Below are 22,141 nucleotides of genomic sequence, written 5' to 3' on the forward strand. Positions count from 1 at the left end.
TCGTCGTCAGCCCGCCGCCAGCACCGCGTGCCCGATGTCCCGCGCCCGCTCGACGCGCTCGCGCACGAGCCGCAGCCCGGCGTCGATCGGCAGCCCGGTGTCCGGCGGCACCGCGGCGCGCACCGCGCGCTCGACCTCCTCGTCGAGGATCACCCACTCGCGCGCGAACGCGGCCGGCGTCCACCCGAGCTGCGCGCGCCGCAGCGCGTGCTGCTCGGCGATCACCCGCTGGATGTCGCTCCCGATCGCCTCCAGCGCCGACGGCCGGCCGCCCGCGTCCTCGATCGCGCCGAGCGACTGCGCGATGTCGGTGAGCAGGGTGCTGGTGTGGTCCATCAGCTCCTCGGCGCTGACGGTGCGCGCCATCGGCATCGCCGGATCGTCGCGCATGCGGGCGGCGTAGCGGCGCGCGATCTCGGGCAGCGCGCGCAGCAGCACGTCGCTGACCTCGATCAGCCCGCGCACCGTGCGCGCCGGATCGGGCGGCGGCAGCTCGGGGCGATCGCCCGGCGGCCCGTCGGCGGGCAGCCAGAGCGTGAACGTCGAGCCCTCGCCCGGCGTGCTCTCCACCGTCAGGTCGCCGTCCATCAGCCGCGCCAGCCGGCGGCTGATCGCGAGCCCCAGCCCCGTGCCGCCCGCGCGGCGCGTGTGGCCGGCGTCCACCTGCACGTAGTCCTCGAAGATCCGCTCCAGGTGCTCCGGCGCGATGCCGATGCCCGTGTCGTGCACGCGGATCGCGGTCCACGCCCGTCCACCCGACGCGCGATGCTCGCCGCTCGTGCTCAGGAGCGCCAGCGACTCCGGCGGCGCCGCGTCGGCCTCGCACGCGAGCGAGATGACGCCGCCCGGCTCCGTGAAGCGCACCGCGTTCGCCAGCACGTTGGCGAGGATCTGCCCGACGCGATGCACGTCGCCGATGAACGCGACGGGGCCCGCCGGCGCGGTCTCCAGGCGCAGCTGGCGCGCGGCCGCCTGCGGCTCCACCAGCGCCACCGCCGCGGCGATCGCCTCGTGCGCGTCGGCGCGCTCGCGCACCAGCAGCAGCCGCCCGCTCTCCACCTTGCTCAGGTCGAGCACGTCGTTGATGAGCGCCAGCAGGTGGTGCGTCGCCGTGCGGATGCGCTGCAGGCGGCCCTGCTGCGCCTCGGTCACCGGACCGTCCACGCCGAGCATCATCAGGTCGCCGTAGCCGAGGATCGCGTTGAGCGGCGTGCGCAGCTCGTGCGACATCGTGGCGAGGAACTGCGCCTTCGTGCGGTTCGCCGACTCGGCGGCGGCGCGCGCCTGCGTCGCCACCTCGTACAGGCGCGCGCGCTCCAGCGCCTGCGCGATCGGGCCCGCCATCGCCGACACCAGCGCGACGTCGCACTGCGACGGCTCGGTCCACAGCAGCACCAGCAGGTGCGCGGCCGGCGCGAGGTCGGACGGGATCTGCTGCGCGGCGGGCGTGGCGTGCGTGGGCGCGTCGGCCGCGCCCATGGGGACGGCGACGAGCGCCTGCACGCGGGCCGCCGCGAGCATCCCGGCGGCATGCGGCAGGCGCGCCGCGATCGCGTCGGGCCGCTCCAGCACCAGCGGCTCGCCGCGCAGCAGCGCCGCCACGTCCGACAGCCAGCGCGTCGTGCTGCTCCAGCCGCTGGTCGCCTGCAGCAGCGGCGCCGCGGGCACGGCGTCCGTCGCCGCGCCGTCGGTCGCTCCGGGATCGGTGGCCAGCAGCGCGGCCGCGGCGCCCGTGTGCAGGCGCGCCTGCGCGACCGCCGCCGCCGCCACCTCGACCGTCGACAGCGCGGCCGCGACCGCCGCGGTGGTCGCCTGCAGGGCGTTCGCGCGCGCCGCGGCCGTCTCCGCGTCGCGTCGCGCGCGCTGCGCCTCCGCGGCCGCCGCGCGCAGCCGCTCCTCGGCGTCGCGCACGCGCAGGATCGAGCGCACGGTGGCGACGAACTCGCGCGGCTCCACCGGATGCGTGAGGTACGCCTCCGCGCCCTGCTCCAGGCCGTGCGTGCGCCACTCGCTGGTGGTGAAGCTCGCCGACAGGTGCAGGATCGGGATCGACGCCGTCTGCGGGTCCTCGCGCAGCCGGCGCGCGACCTCGAAGCCCGTCGTGTCGGGCAGGCGGATGTCGAGCACCACGAGATCGGGCCGGCGCTCGGCGGCGCTCAGCGCCTCCGCGCCCGATCCCGCCTCCATCGTCTCGTAGCCCGCGTCGCGCAGCCAGTACGTGACGGCGTAGCGGTTCGCCTCGTTGTCGTCGACCACGAGCACCGTGCGGCGCGCCGGCGCCGGCGCCGAAGTCTGCGCGGAGTCCTGCGCCGGCGTCGTCATCGCGCGACCTCGCCGGTGCTCAGCACCGGCTCCACGCCGACGACGGGCAGCCCCGGCAGCGCGTCGGCCGGCGCGCCCGGCCGCGTGTCCTCACGCGGGATGGTGAGCGTGAACGTCGACCCGACGCCGAGCGCGCTCTCCAGCGTCAGCGTGCCGCCGAGCAGCCGCGCGAGCTGCCGCGACAGCGAGAGGCCGAGGCCCGTGCCCTTCACGCGGCGCTGGTGCGGGCCCTCGACCTGCGAGAACTCCTCGAACACGCGCTCCTGGTGCTCGGGCGCGATGCCGATGCCCGTGTCCGCGACGCGGAACGCCACCGTGTCGGACGGCCCCGCGACGACCGAGACGCGCACCTCGCCGCGCTCCGTGTACTTGAGCGCGTTCGATATGAGGTTGCGCAGCACCTGCGCGAGCTTCCCCTCGTCGGCGATCAGCGTCAGGCGCGGCGCCTCGTCGAACGTCAGCGTCACGGCCTCGCTCGCGACCATCGCGCGGAACATCCCGCGCAGCGTGCCGAGGAACTCCGCGACGTCCACGCGCGCGGGGCGCACGTCCACGCGGCCGGCCTCGATCTTCGCCAGGTCGAGCAGGTCGTTGACGATCTCGCCCAGCGACTGCGCCGCGGTGCGCACGAAGCCCAGCTGGCGCCGCTGCTCCTCGGGCAGCCCGCCGGGCGTGTGGTCGAGCATCAGCCGCGAGATGTTCAGGATCGACGTCAGCGGTGTGCGCAGCTCGTGGCTGACGTTGGAGAGGAAGCGCGACTTCAGCTCCGACGCGCGCTTCAGCTCCTTCGCCCGCTCGTCCAGCTCCGCGTACAGCGCGAGCACGCCGCGGTTGGTCTCCTCCAGCTCGCGGTTCAGCCGCTCGACCTCGTCCTCGCGCCGGCGCATCGCGTCCATCAGCCGCAGCAGCTCGGCGTTCTGGCGCGCGAGCTCCTGCAGCGGGTCGTCGGCGCCGCGGCGCGCGAGGTCCGCGGCCACCGCGGCGGCGCGCGCGCGCGTGAGGCCGGCCGCCGCGCGGGCGGGGAGCGCGCGCGCCAGCGTGACGCGCGTGCCGGCGCCCGGCGCGCTCGTGATCTCGAACGCGTCGCTCAGGCGCCGCGCGGAGAGGATGCCGAGGCCGGGTGGCGCGCCCGCTGTCGCGGTGCGACCGGCCAGCACCGCGTCGACGTCGGCGATGCCGGGCCCCGCGTCGATCACGCGCGCGCGCAGCCGCGGCCCGTGCGCCGCGCTGCCACCGTCCGGCCGTGGCAGCCCGTCGAGCGCGAGCTCCACGCGCCCGCCGCCGGCGTGGCGGAACGCGTTGCGCGCGATCTCGCTCACCGCGGTCGCGACCCGGGTCTGCTCCTGGGCGTCGAAGCCGAGGAGCGCCGCGGCCTCGCGGGCACGCTGCCGCGCCAGCACGACGTCGGCGTCGTGGCGCAGCTCGAGGCTCAGGAGGGGCGCGACGTCGTCGTCGCGGAAGTCGGAGGCCATGAGGCGGGTCAGGCGAACGGCGGCGCGGCCGGAGGGGCGCCGGCGGTGCCGACGACGCGCGTCACGAGAACGGTGGCGTCGTCGCGGCCGCGCGCAAGGTCGCGCCACAACGTCGCCGCGATGACGGACGGGTGGCGGCGCGCGAGGCCCGGCAGCGCGTCCAGCCGCCACTGCGGCCGCACGCCGTCGGACGCCAGCATCAGCAGCGCGCCCGGCGGGCACCGCTCGGCCACCTCGCTGGCTGTGCGCGCCTGGTGCCCGACGATGCCGTTCTGCGACACCAGCCCGCGCGTGCGGTCGGGCGCGCTCACGTCCGGCATGACGGCCGCGGCGACGTTGCCCACGCCGCCGAAGCGGACCGTGCCGCTCGTGCCGTCGACGAGGCCCAGGCCGACGGCCGCGCCGCGGGTGGGGCGCAGCGCGGCGTGCAGCAGCGCGAGCGTGGCGGCCGGTCCGTAGGCCGCCACGCCGTCGCGCGGCAGGCCGGCGGCGCGCGTCGCGTCCAGCGCCGCGCCGGCCGCCACCGCGGCGTGCTCGCCGTGGCCCAGTCCGTCCACCACCAGCACCACCGCGCGCCCGCCGTCGTCGAGCACCATCCAGGCGTCGCCGCAGGCGCGCTCGCCGGCGATCGGCAGACAGATCGCGCCGACCTGCAGCAGCGTGTTCGACGGCGGCGCGGGCCGGCCACCGCCGCCGTTGCGCACGTGCGCCAGCAGCACGGTGCCGCGCCCCGGGTGCGAGTCGAGGTCGAACAGGTCGGCCGTGCGCTGGATCGCGCCCAGCCCCGTGCCCGGCGTGCCCGCGGTCGAGAAGCCGTCGCGCAGGCAGCGCGCGGGGTCGGCCATGCCCGGGCCGCGGTCGATCGCCAGCAGCTCCAGCAGCGGCGCGTCGGCCGGGCCGACGGCCTGCGCCAGCAGCACGCCGTCGCGCGCGTGCTTGGCGAGGTTGCCGGCGGCCTCGGTGGCAATCAGCGCGGCGCGCCCCTGCGCGACCTCGTCGAGGCCGAGCGCGGCGGCGAGCGCCGCCACCGCGCGCCGCGCCTCGCCGACGCGCGACGCGTGGTCGATGGGCACCAGCACGGGCGCGAGTACGCCCGTGCGCGACTCCAGCACGACGGTCGCGGGGCTCACCGGCTGCCGCCGTGCGTCGCGCTCCCGGTCATGCCCATCGGGTGATCGTCACGGAGGTGCCCTGGCCGGGCGTGCTGCGCACGTCGAAGTCGTTCACCAGCCGCCGCGCGCCGCCGAGCCCGAGCCCGAGGCCGTTGCCGCTGGTGAAGCCGTCGCGCAGCGCGAGCTCGATGTCGGGGATGCCGGGGCCCTGGTCCTCGAAGACCACGCGCAGCCCGCGCCGCGCGCCGTCGTCGAGCGTCTCCAGCCGCGCGATGCCGCCGCCGCCGTAGACGACCGCGTTGCGCGCCAGCTCGCTCGCCGCGGTCACCATCTTCGTCTGGTCCACCAGCGTGAAGCGCAGCTCCGCCGACCAGCTCCGCACGGCCTGCCGCACCTGCACCACGTCGGCGTCCGTGCGCACCGCGTACGTCTCAGTCTTCACGACGCGCATGCGCCCCCTTCGTGCCGCCCGGCGGCGGCGCGGCGTCCGGCGCGTGCGCGGCGCCGGGGGCGTCGTCCTCGTCCAGCTCGACCTCGGCCGGCGGCAGCGCGCGGCGCAGCAGCGCCATCCCCTTCTCGACGTTGAGCGCCGTGCGCACGCCCGGCAGCTCGAGCCCCAGCTCGACGAGCGTGATGGCGACGGCGGGGCGCATGCCCGTGACCACGGTCGCCGCGTCGAGCACGCGCGCCATCGCCGCGATGTTCGCCAGCATGCGGCCGATGAACGAGTCGACGATGTCGAGCGACGAGATGTCGATCAGCACGCCGCGCGCGCCGCTGTCGGCGATGCGCGAGGTGAGGTCGTCCTGCAGCGCGAGCGCCGTGCGGTCGTGCATGTCCACCTGGATGGTGACCAGGAGGAACTCGCCCATCCGGAGGATCGGGATCCGCTCCATGCCGCCCCCGCTCAGCGCGCGACGCGCTTGATCGTCAGCCCCGAGCGGTCGAGCGCCACGCGGAAGGCGTCGGCGAGCGATGCCTTGGTGCTGACGTCCTGCAGGTCGACGCCGAGGTGCACGATCGTCTGCGCGATCTGCGGGCGGATGCCGCTGATGATGCAGTCGGCGCCCATGAGACGGGCGGCGGTGACGGTCTTCAGCAGGTGCTGCGCGGTCAGCGTGTCCACGGTCGGCACGCCGGTGATGTCGATGATCGCGATCTCGGCCCCCGTCTCGACGATGCGCTGCAGCAGCGTCTCCATGACGATCTGCGTGCGGTGGCTGTCGAGGGTGCCGATCATCGGCAGGGCGAGGATGCCGTCCCACAGCTTCACGACCGGCGTCGAGAGCTCCAGCATGTCGGCCTGCTGGCGCTGGATGACGTCCTCGCGGCCGCGCTGGAAGTGCTCCATCGAGAGGAGGCCCAGGCGGTCGAGCATCGCGCTGATGCGCCACACGTCGTCGGCCAGCGCCTGCGCGTCGCCGGCGTGGGCGGTGCGCAGCTGGTCGAACAGCGGGCGCTTGAGCGAGAAGATGAAGGTCGCCGTCTCGCTGGGGGTGAAGCCCTGCGCGGCGCGCGAGCGCGAGATGCCGGCGACGAAGTCGCGGGCGGCGGCCCACGCGGGCGCGTGGTCGATCGCCTCGACGCCGGCCGGGAGGCCCTGGCGGATGGCCTCGAGGAGCTCGCGGCTCTGCGCCTGGCGCTCCCCCTCGCCGATGAGGGCGGCGCCACGGCCCCCGGCGCTCGCCTGCTCGCGCAGCCACTCGCTGAGGATCTGGGCGTCGTGCTGCTCGAGGATGGCGGCGATGCGCGAGGCGGTCATGTGGGGGCGAGAGCGGGGCGGGGGCGGGGCGGGGGCGGTGCGGGGGCGCACACGACGCTGGCGGGCGGTCGCACCGGGGGCGCGATCGCGGGCACGCGGACGGGAACGGCTCGCGGCAAACGTCTGGCAAACGTCACACCGCGAGCACGGCCGAAGCAAGGCGGCGCGCGCAGATCGCGGCCGGGGCCGCCTCGGGGAGGGCGGTGGAAAGTTCGATATTGCGCGATTCGCGCCCGGGTGTACTTTCTGGCCGGTCTTAGTTCGTCAGACGAACAAAGGCGGGCCGGACCGGGCGCCTGGACGCGGCCCGCACAACTCGGCCACCAGGTCGTCCCCAGGGAAGGGCGCACCACGTCTGGGGGCGCCGTTCGCCGATCCGCCGGATCGGGCTCGCTGTGTGGTTGATTTGTTCGGCAGACGAACAATGCACCCGTCCGCTCCACCGGCTCACGCACTCCCGTTCTCCGCTTCACCGCACTCCGCCGCTCCGTCCTCCGCCCCACCGCTCCCGTCAGGAGACGTCCGATGCGCCGTCCGTGGCTCCCGCTCGTGTCCCTCGGCACCGTCGCCGGCGTCGCCGGCACGGTCGCCGGCATCGCCGTCGCCTGGCTGACGCCCCACGCGGCGCACGCCCAGCCCGGGGCCGGCCGCATCGTCGGCACCGTCACCGACGCCGCCCGCGCCGTGCCCCTCGCCAACGTCGGCGTCGGCCTCGTCGGCCAGCCGGGGGGCGCCCGCACCGACAGCGCCGGCCGCTACGTCATCGGCAACGTCGCCCCCGGGCGCTACGTCGTCCGCGCGCAGCTCATCGGCTTCGGCGCCCGCCAGGACACGGTCGTCGTCACCGCCGGCCAGGCCGCCACGGCCAACTTCGCGCTCGCCCAGACCTCGGTCACGCTCGACCAGGTGGTCGTCGTCGGCTACGGCACGCAGCGCCGCTCCGACCTCACGGGCGCCGTCACCACGGTGCAGCCCAACGTCGAGCGCCAGCCCGTCACCTCGGTCGAGCAGACGCTCCAGGGCACGGCACCCGGCGTCCAGGTCACCCAGGCCTCGGCCGCCCCGGGCGGCGGCATGTCGATCCGCATCCGCGGCGGCTCCTCGGTCAACGGCAGCAACGAGCCGCTCTACGTCATCGACGGCTTCCCGGTCGAGAACGACGCCAACACGGCGAGCCCCGGCGACGGCGGCCGCTCCGCCACCGCGCCCGCCAACCCGCTGGCCGCGATCAACCCGAACGACATCGCGTCGATCGAGATCCTCAAGGACGCCTCGGCGACCGCGATCTACGGCGCGCGCGGGGCCAACGGCGTGGTGCTCATCACCACGAAGCGCGGCCGCGACAGCCGCCCGCGCATCAACCTCGACACGTACACGGGCTCGCAGGCCGTCGCCAAGCGCTACGAGCTGCTGAACGCCACCGAGTTCGCGCAGTTCGCCAACACGTGGGCCACCAACCAGGGACTCGCCGCGCCGTACGCGAACCCCGCGTCGTTCGGCGTCGGCACCGACTGGCAGGACCTGATCTTCCGCACGGCGCCCATCTACAACGCGCAGCTCGGCGTCACCGGCGGCGGCAGCGGCCAGAACGCCACCCGCTACGCGCTCTCGGGCGGCGTCTTCCAGCAGGAGGGCGTGGTGAAGGGCTCCGACTTCCGGCGCCTCTCGCTGCGCGGCAACGTCGACCAGGCCGTGGGCTCGCGCCTCCGCCTCGGCAGCAACGTGCTGCTGAGCCGCGTGAACAGCAGCCAGGTGCCGACCGACGGGTCGCTGAACGCGGGCGCCGGCGCCGTGGGCGCCGCGCTGCAGTACGCGCCGCTCATGAGCGTCACGCGCGCCGACGGCTCGTACACGCTGATGTCGACCGACTTCCCGTCCGAGCTGCAGGCCGTCGGGATCCCGCTCAGCAACGTGCCCAACCCGGTGGCGACCGCGCTCGCGGTGCAGGACGCGCTCTACGACACGCGCATCCTCGCCAACGCGAGCGGCGAGTACACGCTGCTGCAGGGGCTCCGCTTCCGGACCACCGTCGGCACGGACCTCTCGTACCGCGGGCGCGACACGTACTACCCGCGCAACACGCTGCAGGGCTTCTCGCAGGGCGGCCGCGCGATCCGCTCGCGCGTCGACAACACGAGCTTCCTGAACGAGAACACGCTCAGCTTCGACCGCACGTTCGGCGAGGCGCACGCGCTGTCGACGGTCGTGGGCTACACGCGCCAGAGCCTCAACTCGGTCCGCGGCGACGCGCGCAACAGCAACTTCGTCAGCGACATCACGGGCTTCGAGAGCATCGGCGCCGGCTCCCAGGCGGGCGGCCCGACGGTCGCCTCGGGGCGCACGCGCTGGACGCTCGCGTCGTACCTGGGCCGCGTGAACTACACGCTGCTCGACCGCTACCTGTTCTCGGTCACGGGCCGCCGCGACGGCTCGTCGCGCTTCGGGGCCGAGAACCGCTGGGGCTTCTTCCCGGCGGCCGCGGTGGGCTGGCGGCTGTCGGAGGAGCCGTTCGTGCGCGACATCCCGCGCCTCAGCAACCTGAAGCTGCGCGCGTCGTACGGCGTCGTCGGCAATCCCTCCATCTCGCCGTACCAGTCGCTCACGCGCCTCGCGCCGCAGCAGTACACGTTCAACGGCACGCTGGCGCCGGGCTACCAGCCGTTCGCCATCGGCAACCCGGAGCTGAGCTGGGAGTCCACCAGGCAGCTCGACGTCGGCCTCGACCTCGGGCTGTTCGACGGGCGCGTGGAGCTGGTCGCCGACCGGTATCGCAAGCGCACCGACGACCTGCTGCTGCAGACGGCGCTGCCGTCCGAGGTCGGCTACTCGAGCGCGTTCGTCAACGCGGGCTCGGTGGAGAACAAGGGCATCGAGCTGGGGCTGACGCTGCGCGTCTTCGAGCCCGCGCAGCCGGGCCGCGGCTTCGGCTGGACGAGCACCGTCAACTACGCGCGCAACCGCAACCGCGTGCTCGACCTCGGCCCCGGCGTGATGCGCATCTTCGCGGCGTCGCAGACGCTCTCCGACATCGGCGCGACGTCGAGCGTCGTCGAGGTGGGCCAGCCGATCGGCGCCTTCTACGGCTACCGGACCGCGGGCCTCTTCCGCGACTCGACGACGCTGCTCGCGTGGCGCGCGAAGACGCGCCTCGAGACCGGCACGCCGGGGCTGGGCAACGTGCAGTACGTGGACGTCAACGGCGACGGCGTGATCAACGCGCTCGACCGCACGATCATCGGCGATCCGAACCCCGACTACACGGTCGGCTGGCAGAACTCGTTCAGCCTGTTCGGCTTCGAGCTGGCGGCGCTGATCGACGGCGCGTTCGGCAACCAGGTGCTGAACCTCAACAACATCCGCCTCGGCGGCGCGAGCCCGAGCACCAACGTGCTGCGCGAGCGCGTCGTGGACGCGTGGAGCCCCGAGAACCCGGACGGCAGGTGGCAGCGCATCGGCGCGGGCACGGGCCAGCAGGGCCAGGACATCACGCAGGAGCTGCTGGAGGACGGGTCGTACTGGCGCCTGCGCACGGTGACGCTCTCGCGCGAGCTGCCCGCGTCGCTGCTGCGCGGCCGCGGCTTCGGCGCCCGCCTCTACGTCACGGGGCAGAACCTCTTCACGCGCACCGACTACTCCGGCTTCAACCCCGACGTCAGCTCGCTCGGCGTGGGGAACCTGAACCGCGGCGTGGACGTCGGCTCGTACCCGCTTGCCCGGACGTACACGTTCGGCGTGAACGTCACCTACTGATCCGCATCCCGAGAGGACGTCCATGCTGAAGCGAGCCATCACCCTGCTCGGCGCCGCCGCCGCGCTGCTCGGCGCCGCGGCCTGCAACGACGAGGCCTTCCTGACCGAGGTCCCCTACGACTTCGTCGGCCCCGAGAACTTCTACGCCACCGCCGACGACGCGCGGGCGGCGCTCGCCGGCGTGTACGCGACGTCGGTCAGCTCGACGGGCGACAACTACTACGGGCGCAACTTCGTCATGCTCGTCGAGTTCCTGACGGAGATGCAGACGCCCTACCTGAGCGCGACGAACGAGCGCAGCCTGGTGGACAACTACACGTTCACGCCGGCGCACAGCTACATCTACTCGACCTGGCAGAGCGCCTACCAGGCGATCAACCGCGCGAACTCGGTGATCGACCGCGTGCCGGCGATCCCGATGGACACGACGCTCCGCAGCCGCCTCGTGGCGGAGGCGAAGTTCCTGCGCGCGCTGCACTACTTCAACCTGGTGCGGATGTTCGGCGGCGTGCCGCTGCGCACGAAGGAGACGACCACGCTGGACAGCCTCCAGCAGCCGCGCGCCAGCGCGCAGGCGGTCTATGCGCAGATCGTCACCGACCTGAAGGACGCGATCCGCGTGCTCCCCGCGCAGCGCACGTACACGGGCCCGGACATCGGCCGCGCGTCGCGCGGCGCCGCGAAGACGCTGCTGGCGAAGGCCTACCTGCAGCGCGCCGGCACGGGCGTCACGCCCAACGTCGGCGTCGACTCGGCGCTCGCGCTGCTGCAGGACGTGAAGGCGACCGAGGGCTACGCGCTGGTGGCCAACTACGCCAGCCTGTTCGACATGACCAACGAGGTGAACTCCGAGGTCATCTTCGACGTGCAGTGCTCGCGCTCCAACGGCGTCGGCTGCCGCCTGTCGAACCAGGTCGCGCCCCGCATGTCGAACTACGGCAGCGGCCAGAACGGCTCGTTCACGGCCGAGGAGCCGTTCTTCCTGGAGTTCGCGGCCAACGACCGGCGGCTCGCGACCACCTGGCAGCTCTCGTTCACCAACAAGGCCGGCGCGACGATCACCTACGGGCCGACGACCAACACGGCCAACGGCGCGTACGGCGCGGATACGCCGTACATGGCGAAGTTCCTCGACCGGCTGTCGGTGACGGCCGGCAACGACGAGCCGAACTACATCATCCTGCGCTACGCCGACAACCTCCTGATGGAGGCGGAGGCGATCAACGAGCTGCAGGGCCCGACGGCGGCGGCGTACGCGGCGATCAACGCGGTGCGCACGCGCGCCGGCCTGGCGGACCTGACGGCCGGCCTCGCGAAGGCCGCGTTCAAGGACTCGGTGTTCGCGCAGCGCCGCCTGGAGCTGTCGATGGAGGGGCCGCACGGCTACTTCGACAGCCAGCGCAACTGGGCGTGGGCGAAGGCGCGCATCGAGGCCAACTTCGCGCGCGGCGTGCAGTGGCTGACGCTCCCCGCCGCGCAGCGCGTGCGCCAGAGCCGCTGGCCGAAGTTCGCGACCGGCACGACGGCGGTGCCGGTGCTGACGGACAAGTACCGGCTGCTGCCGATCCCCACGCAGGCGCGCGACCTCAACCCGCAGCTCGAGCAGAACCCCGGCTGGTGAGGGCACCGACCTCGGCGGGGCCGCGGCGTGTGGGACGGGGCCGGCCGCGCTATAGTAGGGCGCCGCTCCGCGCCGCGTCACGCCTGTCCGGGGGTCACGAGCCGATGCACCTCCCGTCCAACGAGCCGTTCGCCGGCATCCCGCTGGCCGCTCCGCCGTCGGCCGCCGCGACGCCCGCCGCGCGCCGCTGCCCGCGCTGCGGCACGGGCTTCGCCGCGGACGCCGTCTTCTGCATCCACGACGGCACCGCGCTGCTCTCCGACCGCGCCGCGCAGACGCTCACCGGCACGCTGGTGGCCGGCCAGTTCCTCGTCGAGGCGCGGCTGGGCGAGGGCGGGATGGGCGCCGTCTATCGCGCGGTGCAGGTGCGCATGGCGCGCCCGTGCGCGCTCAAGGTCCTGCGGCGCGACGTCGCCAGCGACTCCAGCACGGTCGCGCGCTTCCGCCGCGAGGCGAGCAACTCGTCGCAGCTCTTCCACCCGAACATCGCCGCGCTGTACGACTTCGGCGAGACGAGCGACGGGCTGTTCTACCTCGCGATGGAGCTCGTGGAGGGCGAGACGCTGACGACGCTGGTGGCGCGCGAGGGCGCGCTGGCGCCGCTGCGCGCGGCGAGCATCGTGCGGCAGGTGGCCGACGCGCTCGCGGTGGCCGACGAGCATGGCGTGGTGCATCGCGACCTCAAGCCCGACAACGTGCTGCTGGTGCCGCGCCGCGACGGCAGCGACCTCGCGAAGGTCGTGGACTTCGGCATCGCGAAGGCGACGCGCGTGGAGGGGCAGCGCATCACGCGCACGGGCGTCGTCATCGGCACGCCGGCGTTCATGAGCCCCGAGCAGCTGGCCGGCGAGAGCGATCTGGATGGCCGCAGCGACCAGTACGCGCTCGGCCTCATCGCGTTCGAGCTGCTGACCGGCGCGCGCGCCTTTCCCGCGCGCACCTTCGGCGAGGCGACGCGGCGCATGGTGGCCGAGCCGCCCAAGCTGGCCGAGCACCGCCCGGACGTCGCATGGCCGCCGGGGCTGCAGCAGGTGATCGACCGCGCGCTCGCGCTCGACCGCACGCAGCGCTGGCCCACGGCCACCGCGTTCGGCGCTGCGTTCGCGCAGACGATCCAGGCGTGGCAGGTGCCGGGGAGCGTCGCGCCCGGCCTCGCGCCCGGCCTCGCGCCCGGCCTCGCGCCCGGCCTCGCGCCCGGCCTCGCGCCGGGCCTCATGGCCACGCCGGCGGTCATGCGGCAGCGCCTGATCGTCATCGGGGCCGCGCTGCTGGTGCTGATCGCGGTCGTCGTCGTGCTCACCCTGATCTGATCGCATGCGATTCCCGCGCACGCTCGTGCTGCTCGCCGCGGCCGCGCTCTCGGCCGGCTTCGCGCCGCCGGCGCGGCTGACGCTCTTCCTGATCGGCGACTCGACGATGGCGGACCGGCCCGACGCGAGCAACCCGGAGCGCGGGTGGGGCCAGGCGCTGCCGCGCTTCCTGGACGGCGCCGTCGCGGTCGAGAACCACGCGCGCAACGGGCGCAGCACGCGCAGCGTCATCGGCGAGGGGCGCTGGGACTCGGTGGTCACGCGCCTGAAGCCCGGTGACTACGTGCTGATCCAATTCGGGCACAACGACCAGAAGGTCGAGGACTCGACGCGCTACACGAACCCGTACACGGCGTACCGCCGCAACCTCGAGCGCTTCGTGGCCGAGTCGCGGGCGAGGGGCGCCACGCCGATCGTGCTCAGCTCGATCGTGCGGCGCAGCTTCAGCACGGGCGGTGCGCTGCAGGACACGCACGGCGCGTATCCGTGGGTGGCGCGCACCGTCGCGCGCGAGGCGGGCGTGGGCTTCGTGGACCTGCAGCTGCTGACCGAGGAGCTGGTGCAGCGCGCGGGGCCCGAGCGCTCGAAGGCGCTCTACGTCTGGGTCGGCGAGCGGCGCGACGACACGCACCTGTCGCCGGCGGGTGCCGATTCCGTCGCGCGGCTGGCCGCGCGCGAGCTGCGGCGGCTGGGCGGGCCGCTCGCGGCGCACGTGCGCGGCGTCGACTAGCGCGGCGCGAACGTGGAGCTCGTTTCGCTTACGGGCGGGCGCACCGGACCCTGAGCTGCGAGCTGCAGCAGGGAGAGGATCTGACGAGATCGGATGACCACGGATGGCTCCGCGTCGAGCGACGGTCCTCGCCACCACGCTAGCCATTCGTCGTCATCAGACGGTATCCGATCGTCATCCTTGCTGCAGTTGAAGTTCGGGCCCCGAGATGGCACACGGGGTCGCTTGCAGCCGCGGCGGCGATCGGTATCGTCGCACGCAGGCCGCATCGGAGGGTGCCATGCACGCGTGCGCTCGTGCCGTCCTCGGGACGCTGCTGCTCCTCGCGCCGTGCGCCGCGCGCGCGCAGGTCCGTGCACCATCGACCGCCACGCCGCGCACGCTCGTCGCGGTGCTCGCCCATGCCGACGACGAGGCGCCGGTCGCGCCGATCCTCGCGCGCTACGCCCGCGAGGGCGCGCGCGTCCACCTGCTGATCGTGAGCGACGGCGGGCAGGGCGCCGGGCAGCAGGGCACCCTGGCGCGCCCGGACTCGGGACCGCGTGGCGAGGAGCTGGTCCGCGTGCGGGCCGAGGAGGCGCGGTGCGCCGCGCGCGCGCTCGGCCTCCAGCCGCCGATCCTGCTCGGCTTCCCCGACGGGAGGCTGGGCGACTACGTCGGCGACCGCTCGCTGCTGTATCGCCTGACGCCGCGCCTCGCCGAGGAGCTGCAGCGCCTGCGGCCGGACGCGATCGTGACGTGGGGACCGGATGGTGGCGTCGGGCATCCCGACCACCGGATCGTCAGCGCGCTCGTGACGCAGCTCGTGCGCGCCGGCGCGCCCGGCGTGCCGGAGCGGCTGTACTACATGAACCTGCCGGCCGAGGCGATCCGCGCGATGAACCCGCAGCGTGGCGCGCCGCCGCTGCTGATCCCGGCGGACCGGTACTTCACGGTGCGCGTGCCGTTCGCGCCCGAGGACCTGGAGGCGGCGATGCGCTCGATGGCCTGCCACCGGACGCAGATCACCGCGGAGGCCGCGGCGCGCGTCGCGCCGGCCACCGCGCGCGCGTGGAACGGCGTGATCGCGCTCATCCCCGCGTTTCCGACCGGACCGGGGACCGACGTGTTCCGGTGACCTGCATGGCGCCGCGGACCCGAACGGCGAACGGCATTGCAAGGATGAAGATCGGATAAGATCTGATAGGAGCGGATGGCTCCGCGTGGCGCGAGGTTCCTCGCACTGCACCGGAGCCATCCGTCGTTATCCGATCTTCTCAGACGTTCATCCTTGCTGCCGTTGTCGTTCGGGGCCGGCGCGAGACGGCTACTTCCCGCCGCGCTTGGTCGTGATGCGCACCACGCCGTTCGCGCCGCGCGAGCCGTACTCCGCGATCTGCCCGGCGTCCTTCAGCACCTCGATCTTGGCGATGTCGCTCGGGTTGAGCGTGATCAGCCCGTCGGTGCCCGGCGCGAACGGGAAGCCGTCGACGATGTAGAGCGGCTCGTTGTTGCCGCGCAGCGACGTCGCGCCGCGGATGCGGACCTGGATGCCGCCCGCGGCCTGGTAGACCTGCACGCCCGGGAAGCGGCCGACGAACAGCTCCTCGACGCGCCCGGTGCTGCGGTTCTCCCAGTCCTTCGCCGTGGCGACCTGGCCCGCACGCGGGCCGGCGGCGCTGGCGGTGGAGTCGGAGGCGGTGCGGGGCGAGTCGCCGGCCTTGCCCCGGCCACTGGCGCAGGCCGCGGTGCCGGCGGCGAGCAGGACGAGCGCGACCGCGCCCGCATGTGGTGCACGCATGTGCGGAACCCTCTGGTGGACGTCCACCCGCAGCATACGGCCGCGGCACGCCTTCCCGCCATAGTGGCCCGGGCGCCCGCCGTCAGCCCGCCGTCAGGGACGGACCGGTGTCACAGGGGCGTCACCGTGCGCGACGGCGTCCAGCCGCGCAGCACCGCCGCCGGGGTGAAGCGCGCCCGCTGCTCGCGCGTCAGCGTGCGGCGCGTGGGGCTCGCCACCGCGCCCGGCCCGCGCGACCCGGATTCGAAGAATCGCGCGCTCTCCGGCTCCCACCACGAGCGGGCGCCGGTCGAGTCGGTCATCGACATCCGGTCCCACCCCTTCGCCCCGAGGTGGTCGTCCATCCAGCAGTCCACGAACACCGCGCTGCCGTTCGCGTCGGGATCGGCGAACGGATGCCATGGCCGGCCCAGCACCACCGTCGCCGGCGCCATCGCCGCACGCTCCTTCGTCAGCCGGCTGCGCCAGAACAGGAAGCCGTACGGCTGGTCGGTGGGCGTGCTGGGCGCGGTGACGTAGCCGTTGTTCGTGCGGCTGCCGCGGTCGCGGCTCACGATCTCGCACTCGTCGAACACCGCCTGGCCCGCGCCGAAGATGAAGTCGACGCTGCCCGCGACCACGCAGCGGTGGAACCACGCGCGCCCCGCGTTGGGGAAGAGCGTGTCCTGGTGGCCGAGGATCCGCACGTCCACGAACGCCGCGCGGTCGCTCCCGAGGTCGAGCATCAGCGCCACCGCCTGCGCGTCGCGCAGCTTGGTCGGATCGGTGGCGGGCTTCGCCGCGTTCGTCGGATAGTCGAACGCGTTCTCGATCGTCAGCCGCTCGGCGCGGAAGTCGGGCGCGATGATGCGCAGCGTGTAGCTGCCGCGCGTCCCCCACGTGCCGCCGGTGGGCGTCGGCTGGCCGGCGGCCGCGTCGTACGTCAGAACCGTCGAGTCGCGGTGCTCGCCCACGAGCGTCACGCGCGGGCGGTCGATCGTCAGCTTCTCGCGGTAGCGGCCCTTGCGGATCAGGATCGTCGCCCGCTGCGCGCCGTTGGCCGGCAGCCCGTCGAGCGCGTGCCCGAGCGTACGGTACGTCGGCGCGCCGGCCACGGTGTCGCCCTCGGTGCCGGTGAAGCGCGCGTCCACCACCGCGCTCCACCGTGAGGGCCGTGACGGCGCCTGCGCGCGGGCGGTCGCCGCGGCGGCGACGGTCGCGAGCAGCAGCAGCGCCGCGCGCGCGGTCATGCGGCCGGCTCCACCAGCGCGGGCACGCGCTCGATGCGCCGCATGATGACCAGGAAGAGCGCGGCCGCCAGCGGCGCCATGAGGCCCACCATCACGTACACCGGCCGGTAACCGAAGCGGTCGACGATCTGGCCCACCAGCAGCGTGAAGCCCATGCTGGCGATGCCCGCCGCCGTGCCACCGATCCCGAACACCGAGCCGACGTCCTGCTTCGGGAAGGTGTCCGACGGGATCGTGTGCACGTTCACGATCCAGCTCTGGAACGCGAACGCGATCACGCTCACCGCCGCGATCACCAGCGCGTCGCTCTTCGCGTTGATGACGACCGCGACGCCGAGCGGGATGAGGAGCGCGCTGCCGACGAGCACGGTCTTGCGCGCGCGGTCCACGCTCCAGCCGCGCTTGATGAGGAGGCTCGACGCGCCGCCGCCCGCGAGGTTGCCGACGTCCGCCCACAGGAACGGGATCCACGCCAGCATGCCGATGGTCGCGAGGCTGAACCCGCGCTCGCTCTTCAGGTAGTTCGGCAGCCAGGAGATCAGGAACCACCAGATCGGGTCGGTGAAGAAGCGCGCGGCGATCAGCGCCCACACCTGGCGGTGCCTGAAGAGGCTGAGCCACGGGCGGCGCGACGCGGTGCCCGACGCGACGACGTCCGCCTCCGCCTGCCCGGCCGCGATGTACTCGCGCTCCTCGGCCGACAGGCGCGGATGCTCGGCCGGCGTGCGGAAGAAGAGGAACCACGCCGTCATCAGCACCGCCGACATGATGGCGCCGACGAAGAACGCGCTGCGCCACCCGAAGGTGAGCGCGACCCAGGCGATGAGCGGCGGCGCGACCACGGCGCCGAGCGCCGAGCCGCTGTTGAAGATCGCCATCGCGAACGCGCGTTCCTTGATGGGGAACCACTCGGCCACCGCCTTCGCGGCGCCGGGCCAGTTGCCCGCCTCGCCGATGCCGAGCACGAAGCGGAAGGCCGAGAGCTGGAACACGGAGCGCGCGGTGGCGTGCAGCATCGACGCCGCGGTCCAGATGCCGACGAACAGCATGAACCCGACGCGCGTGCCGATGCGGTCGAGCACCTTGCCGCTGAGCGCCTGCGAGATGGTGTAGCCGAGGAGGAAGGTCGTGACGACGCGCGAGTACGCGGCGTTCGACATCCCGAACTCCTCGCGGATGGTCGGCGCGAGCACCGACAGCGTCATCCGGTCGACGTAGTTGATGACCGTCAGCATGCAGATCATGCCGACGATCCACCAGCGCAGCCCGCGGATGGGGCGGGGGCCCACCGCCGCGTCGACGCGGACCTGGGTGCTCGTTGTCTCGGTCATGCGCGTACGGGTTGGTGGTCATCCCGAGCGCAGCGAGGGATCTACCGTCCGTGGGGAGTGGCAGTCCAGCCCCCACGCACGCGAGTTCCCTCGCTACGCTCGGGACATCAGCGGCTGGCCGCGAGGAAGTCCTCGCGCGCCGGCGTGAAGACGTCGATCAGCGTGCCCGGCTCCAGCGCGACGACGCCGTGGGGGACGTCGGCGACGGCGAAGAACGTGTCGCCGGGGCCGAGCTCGCGGCGCGCGTCGCCCACCTGCACGGCGAAGCGGCCGGCGGCGACGTACGTGACCTGGCGGTGCGGATGGTGGTGCACGGCGCCCACGGCGTCGCGCTCGAACTCGACGCGCACGAGCATCAGGTCCGGCCCGTGGCCGAGGATCTGGCGGCGCACGCCGGCGGCGACGGTCGTCCACGCGACGTCGGCGGTGCCGACGAACGCCGTGTCGGCGGGCGCGGTGGCGGGGAGGGAGGTGGAGGACGACATGGGGTCAGACGAAGTAGAGGCCACCGTTGATCTCGACCGACTCGCCCGTGATGTAGGCGGAGGCGTCGGAGGCGAGGAAGAGCACCGCGTTGGCGACGTCGTCGGCGGAGCCCTCGCGCCCGACGGACGTGCGCGCCGCGACGGCCTGGCGCACCTCGGGCTTGGTGAACGTGTCGTGGAACGTGGTCGCGATCATCCCCGGCGAGACGGCGTTCACGCGGATGCGGCGCGGCGCCAGCTCCTTCGACAGGCCGCGCGTGAGCGTCAGCACGGCGCCCTTGGCGGCCGAGTAGGCGAGCGCGCCGCCGCCGCCGCCGTCGCGCGCGGCCAGCGACGAGAGGTTCACGATCGCGCCGCCCTCGCCCATCTGCGGCAGCACCGCCTGCGTGACGAGGAAGACGCTCGTGAGGTTGAGGTCCATCACGTGGCGCCAGAAGTCGACGTCCATGTCGCCCATCGTCTTCCGCGCCACCAGGCCGCCGGCGTTGTTGACGAGGATGTCGATGCGGTCGCCGAAGGCGGCGCGCGTCTCGTCCACCAGGCGGCGCACGTCGGCCGGGCTCGTGACGTCGGCCTTCACCGCGATCGCCTTCCCGCCCGCCGCGGTGACCTCGGCCACCAGCGCGGCGGCGCGGTCGGCGCTGCCGTGGTAGTTGACGACCACCGAGGCGCCGCGCGCCGCGAGCGCGCGGACGACGGCCGCGCCGATGTCGCGCGCGCCGCCGGTGACGACGGCGACCTTGCCCTGCAGATCCGTATGCATGTCAGTGGGATATATGTGCTCGTTCAGATGTCGTCCCGAGCGGAGCGAGGGACCTACGATGCGGCACTGGTGAGCTGCTCTTCGGGAGCGTTTATCCCGTCAGACTCGCCGGGAGTCACGCACACCAGGTCCCTCGCTGCGCTCGGGACGACTTCATGTGAGATCAGCGCGGCGCCTGCAGCCCCTCGACCGCGAAGTTGCCGGTCCACGTGTACGTCCGGCCGCCGAACGTCGCGCTGTGCTGCGCGGTCGCGTTCGCGGCGCCGTTGGTGGCCATCACCGTCCAGCGCAGCCCGCCCTCGCCGGTGACCTCGACGACGGTCGCCTGCGCGTCGCTGCCGACCAGCCGCACCTGCTGGATGCGCGGGCGCGCCTGCTCGCTGCGCTCCTGCGCCTCGTTGAAGTAGCCGTGCGGCTCGATCACCGACGCGAACGTGTGGTCCGCCGCGCGGCGCCGCACGAGCATCAGCGGCTCGGCGATCAGGTTGAAGTTCGGGTCCGCGGCGCCCGTGCGCGCGAACAGCACCTCGGTGCCCGGCGCGGCGGCGGTCGTGATCGTGTAGTAGCGGCTCCCGTCCAGCCACGTCAGCCGCACCGTCGAGTCGGACGTGCCCGACGCCTCCTTCCACAGGTGCTCGTAGCCGAACTTCTGGCCGACGGGCTCCAGGCGCGTGGTGTTCGCCTGGTACTTCACGCTCGTGGCGATCAGCGGCCCGCGGAAGTGCACGGGATAGTCGTACGTGTGCTCGGCGCCGCTCGCGAGGCGGTAGAGGTCCACCACCACCGGGTACGGCAGCCGCGCGTCGCGCAGCAGCAGCATCGTGCGCTGCATCCCGACGCCCGGGTAGAACTTGTCGGCGCGGGCGCTCATCCCCTGCGCATTCGGGTTGCGCGCGTCGAACCAGTGGCGCTCGCCCCACGCGGCCTCGCTGGCCGACTCCTTCCCGGCGGCCTGCGTCGTCTGGTCCACGACGACCGTGTTGTGCGCGACGGTCTGCATCGCGTACGTGTCGTTCTCCGGCAGGTACCGCCCGCCGAACTTCGGCTCGATGTTGATCCAGCGGCTGAAGCCGTAGTCCGGCACGACCTCGCGGCCGCCGTCGAAGAAGGTGAAGTGCAGCTTGTCGAAGTGGCCGTGCCCCTGGCCGTGCACGCCGTACTTCATCAGCAGCATCGACGCGTCGCGGCCGGTGCCCGAGCGCAGGATCCCGAGCCCACCGCGCTGGCCGTCGTGGCCGTCGGTGAACTCGACCGAGCCGAAGCCCACCGCCGGCGGCGTGCTGCGCGCCGCCATCGCCCGCGCGACGCCCAGCCCCGCGCCGTTCAGCACGACGGCGTTCTGCAGGTTGGCGATGCCGAGGAGGTTCTGGTTGGCGCCGTAGCGGCGGTACGCGAGGTCCACCGCCAGCGTCACCTCGGGCGCGTCCACCGCCATCGTGCGCGACGCGTCGTTGATGGGCGGGAAGATCCCGTTCGGATACGCCGTCTGCACCGCCGAGTAGAGCCCCTTCTTGAGGATGCTGTCGCGGTAGGCGTAGATGCCGACCGACGGCTGCTTCCGCTCCACCGCCTCGGCGAAGTAGAAGAAGGGCATCAGCGCGTACCGGATGTAGTACGGGCCCTCCATGTAGTAGCCGTCGGGCGAGAACAGCAGGTCGAGCTGGCGCAGGAAGCCGCCGGTCTTGTCGCGCTTGGTGCCGTACAGCGCGCGGTTCACGTACGACGTGTCGCCGATGACGTAGCCGAGCATCCCCACCGAGGCCGCGGCCCAGGTGCCGTGGTTGTGGATGCGGTCGAACTCCTGCGCGTGCTCGGTCGAGAGCCACTCCGCCATCGGGCGGAAGACGTTCTTCTCGAAGCGCGCGCGCTCGGCCGGCTTGAGCCAGTCGTGGATGCAGTCGTAGGCGATCGACGTCGCCACCAGCCACGTCGCGTCGTTGAGGCTCTGGTGGAAGAGCTTCCCGGCCGACTGGTTCTTGTTCAGCGGGTGCGCGCCGAGCGTGGGGTACAGCACGGCGTACTTCTCGAGCATGTCGCGCACGAAGCGCGCGTACTTCTCGTCGCCGGTGATCGCGAACAGCAGGCCGGCCGCCTGCATCTCGCGGTAGTTCTGCTTGTGGCGCTCGTGCGCGTAGCCGCCGGCCTCGCCGGGCTGCGGGACGTCGGTGGGGTTGGCCATCGCGCGCGCGACCATCGCGCGCGCCGCGGCGATCGACCGGTCGAGCAGCGGGTACTTCCCGGCGGACGCGCGGATCTCGGTCGCCTCCTGCCGCGTGATGAAGATGCTGGGGTGCTGGTTCTGCTGGGCGCTGGCGGCCGCGGGCAGCGCGGCGGCGGTCATCGCGCCGAGGACGAGACGACGGATCGATACGGGCATTCGGCTACTCAATTGGTGCTGTCGTTCCGAGCGCAGCGAGGAACCTGCGCGGCCGGCCGAGTGAGTCGTGCGCAACCGGGGTCCCTCGCCGTCTCGT

The 22,141-nt window shown here is 73.5% G+C and carries 17 protein-coding genes; 5 read left to right on the forward strand and 12 right to left on the reverse strand.

The window, feature by feature from the left end:
- Positions 1–6: 6 nt before the first annotated feature.
- The 6 genes from rosag_RS01065 to rosag_RS01090 are packed head-to-tail and all read right to left on the reverse strand — an operon-like array spanning position 7 to position 6,668.
- The gene (locus rosag_RS01065; RefSeq protein WP_284348146.1) at positions 7–2,322 is read right to left on the reverse strand and encodes an ATP-binding response regulator; all 2,316 of its coding nucleotides are present in this window, start codon (positions 2,320–2,322) and stop codon (positions 7–9) included.
- Positions 2,319–3,794 carry an ATP-binding protein gene (locus rosag_RS01070; RefSeq protein ID WP_284348147.1) on the reverse strand — a complete coding sequence of 492 codons (1,476 nt, stop codon included), beginning with the start codon at positions 3,792–3,794 and terminating at the stop codon, positions 2,319–2,321. The genes rosag_RS01065 and rosag_RS01070 overlap by 4 nt, the downstream gene beginning before the upstream one ends.
- Positions 3,795–3,802: 8 nt before the next feature.
- Positions 3,803–4,924: an ATP-binding protein gene (locus tag rosag_RS01075; protein ID WP_284348148.1), complete on the reverse strand. Its 1,122-nt coding sequence runs from the start codon at positions 4,922–4,924 to the stop codon at positions 3,803–3,805.
- Positions 4,925–4,952: 28 nt separating this feature from the next.
- Positions 4,953–5,357 (reverse strand): anti-sigma regulatory factor, encoded by a 405-nt coding sequence (locus rosag_RS01080; protein WP_345784804.1) that lies wholly within the window; start codon positions 5,355–5,357, stop codon positions 4,953–4,955.
- Positions 5,338–5,802 (reverse strand): STAS domain-containing protein, encoded by a 465-nt coding sequence (locus rosag_RS01085; protein ID WP_345784805.1) that lies wholly within the window; start codon positions 5,800–5,802, stop codon positions 5,338–5,340. Before rosag_RS01085 ends, rosag_RS01080 begins: the two co-directional genes overlap by 20 nt.
- 11 nt (positions 5,803–5,813) lie before the next feature.
- Positions 5,814–6,668 carry an STAS domain-containing protein gene (locus tag rosag_RS01090; RefSeq protein WP_284348151.1) on the reverse strand — a complete coding sequence of 285 codons (855 nt, stop codon included), beginning with the start codon at positions 6,666–6,668 and terminating at the stop codon, positions 5,814–5,816.
- Positions 6,669–7,193: 525 nt separating this feature from the next.
- Between rosag_RS01090 and rosag_RS01095 the strand changes: the two genes are divergently transcribed.
- The 5 genes from rosag_RS01095 to rosag_RS01115 all read left to right on the forward strand — a co-directional run bounded on the left by rosag_RS01095 (position 7,194) and on the right by rosag_RS01115 (position 15,196).
- The gene (locus rosag_RS01095; protein ID WP_284348152.1) at positions 7,194–10,418 is read left to right on the forward strand and encodes a SusC/RagA family TonB-linked outer membrane protein; all 3,225 of its coding nucleotides are present in this window, start codon (positions 7,194–7,196) and stop codon (positions 10,416–10,418) included.
- Between the two features lie 22 nt (positions 10,419–10,440).
- Positions 10,441–12,039, forward strand: coding sequence for a RagB/SusD family nutrient uptake outer membrane protein (locus rosag_RS01100; protein WP_284348153.1), 1,599 nt, complete (start codon positions 10,441–10,443; stop codon positions 12,037–12,039).
- A 104-nt stretch (positions 12,040–12,143) separates the two neighbouring features.
- Positions 12,144–13,349, forward strand: coding sequence for a serine/threonine-protein kinase (locus rosag_RS01105; protein WP_284348154.1), 1,206 nt, complete (start codon positions 12,144–12,146; stop codon positions 13,347–13,349).
- Positions 13,350–13,353: 4 nt separating this feature from the next.
- Positions 13,354–14,079, forward strand: a complete 726-nt coding sequence (locus rosag_RS01110; protein ID WP_284348155.1) for a rhamnogalacturonan acetylesterase — start codon at positions 13,354–13,356, stop codon at positions 14,077–14,079.
- A gap of 280 nt (positions 14,080–14,359) precedes the next feature.
- The gene (locus rosag_RS01115; RefSeq protein WP_284348156.1) at positions 14,360–15,196 is read left to right on the forward strand and encodes a PIG-L deacetylase family protein; all 837 of its coding nucleotides are present in this window, start codon (positions 14,360–14,362) and stop codon (positions 15,194–15,196) included.
- Positions 15,197–15,385: 189 nt separating this feature from the next.
- On the opposite strand, the gene rosag_RS01120 is transcribed toward rosag_RS01115, so the two are convergent.
- From rosag_RS01120 to rosag_RS01145, 6 genes are all read right to left on the reverse strand, one after another.
- Entirely contained in the window at positions 15,386–15,859 is a 474-nt protein-coding gene (locus rosag_RS01120; protein WP_284348157.1) for a TonB-dependent receptor plug domain-containing protein, read from the reverse strand.
- 110 nt (positions 15,860–15,969) lie between these two features.
- Positions 15,970–17,088: a pectinesterase family protein gene (locus rosag_RS01125; RefSeq protein WP_284348158.1), complete on the reverse strand. Its 1,119-nt coding sequence runs from the start codon at positions 17,086–17,088 to the stop codon at positions 15,970–15,972.
- On the reverse strand, positions 17,085–18,419 hold the full coding sequence (locus rosag_RS01130) for an MFS transporter (protein ID WP_284348159.1): 1,335 nt from the start codon (positions 18,417–18,419) through the stop codon (positions 17,085–17,087). Before rosag_RS01130 ends, rosag_RS01125 begins: the two co-directional genes overlap by 4 nt.
- A gap of 107 nt (positions 18,420–18,526) precedes the next feature.
- Positions 18,527–18,904 (reverse strand): cupin domain-containing protein, encoded by a 378-nt coding sequence (locus rosag_RS01135; protein WP_284348160.1) that lies wholly within the window; start codon positions 18,902–18,904, stop codon positions 18,527–18,529.
- A gap of 4 nt (positions 18,905–18,908) precedes the next feature.
- Entirely contained in the window at positions 18,909–19,667 is a 759-nt protein-coding gene (locus rosag_RS01140; protein WP_284348161.1) for an SDR family NAD(P)-dependent oxidoreductase, read from the reverse strand.
- 163 nt (positions 19,668–19,830) lie between these two features.
- Positions 19,831–22,044: a heparinase II/III domain-containing protein gene (locus rosag_RS01145; protein WP_284348162.1), complete on the reverse strand. Its 2,214-nt coding sequence runs from the start codon at positions 22,042–22,044 to the stop codon at positions 19,831–19,833.
- Positions 22,045–22,141 lie beyond the last annotated feature (97 nt).

The organism is Roseisolibacter agri (assembly GCF_030159095.1).
GTDB classification, from domain to species: Bacteria; Gemmatimonadota; Gemmatimonadetes; order Gemmatimonadales; family Gemmatimonadaceae; genus Roseisolibacter; species Roseisolibacter agri.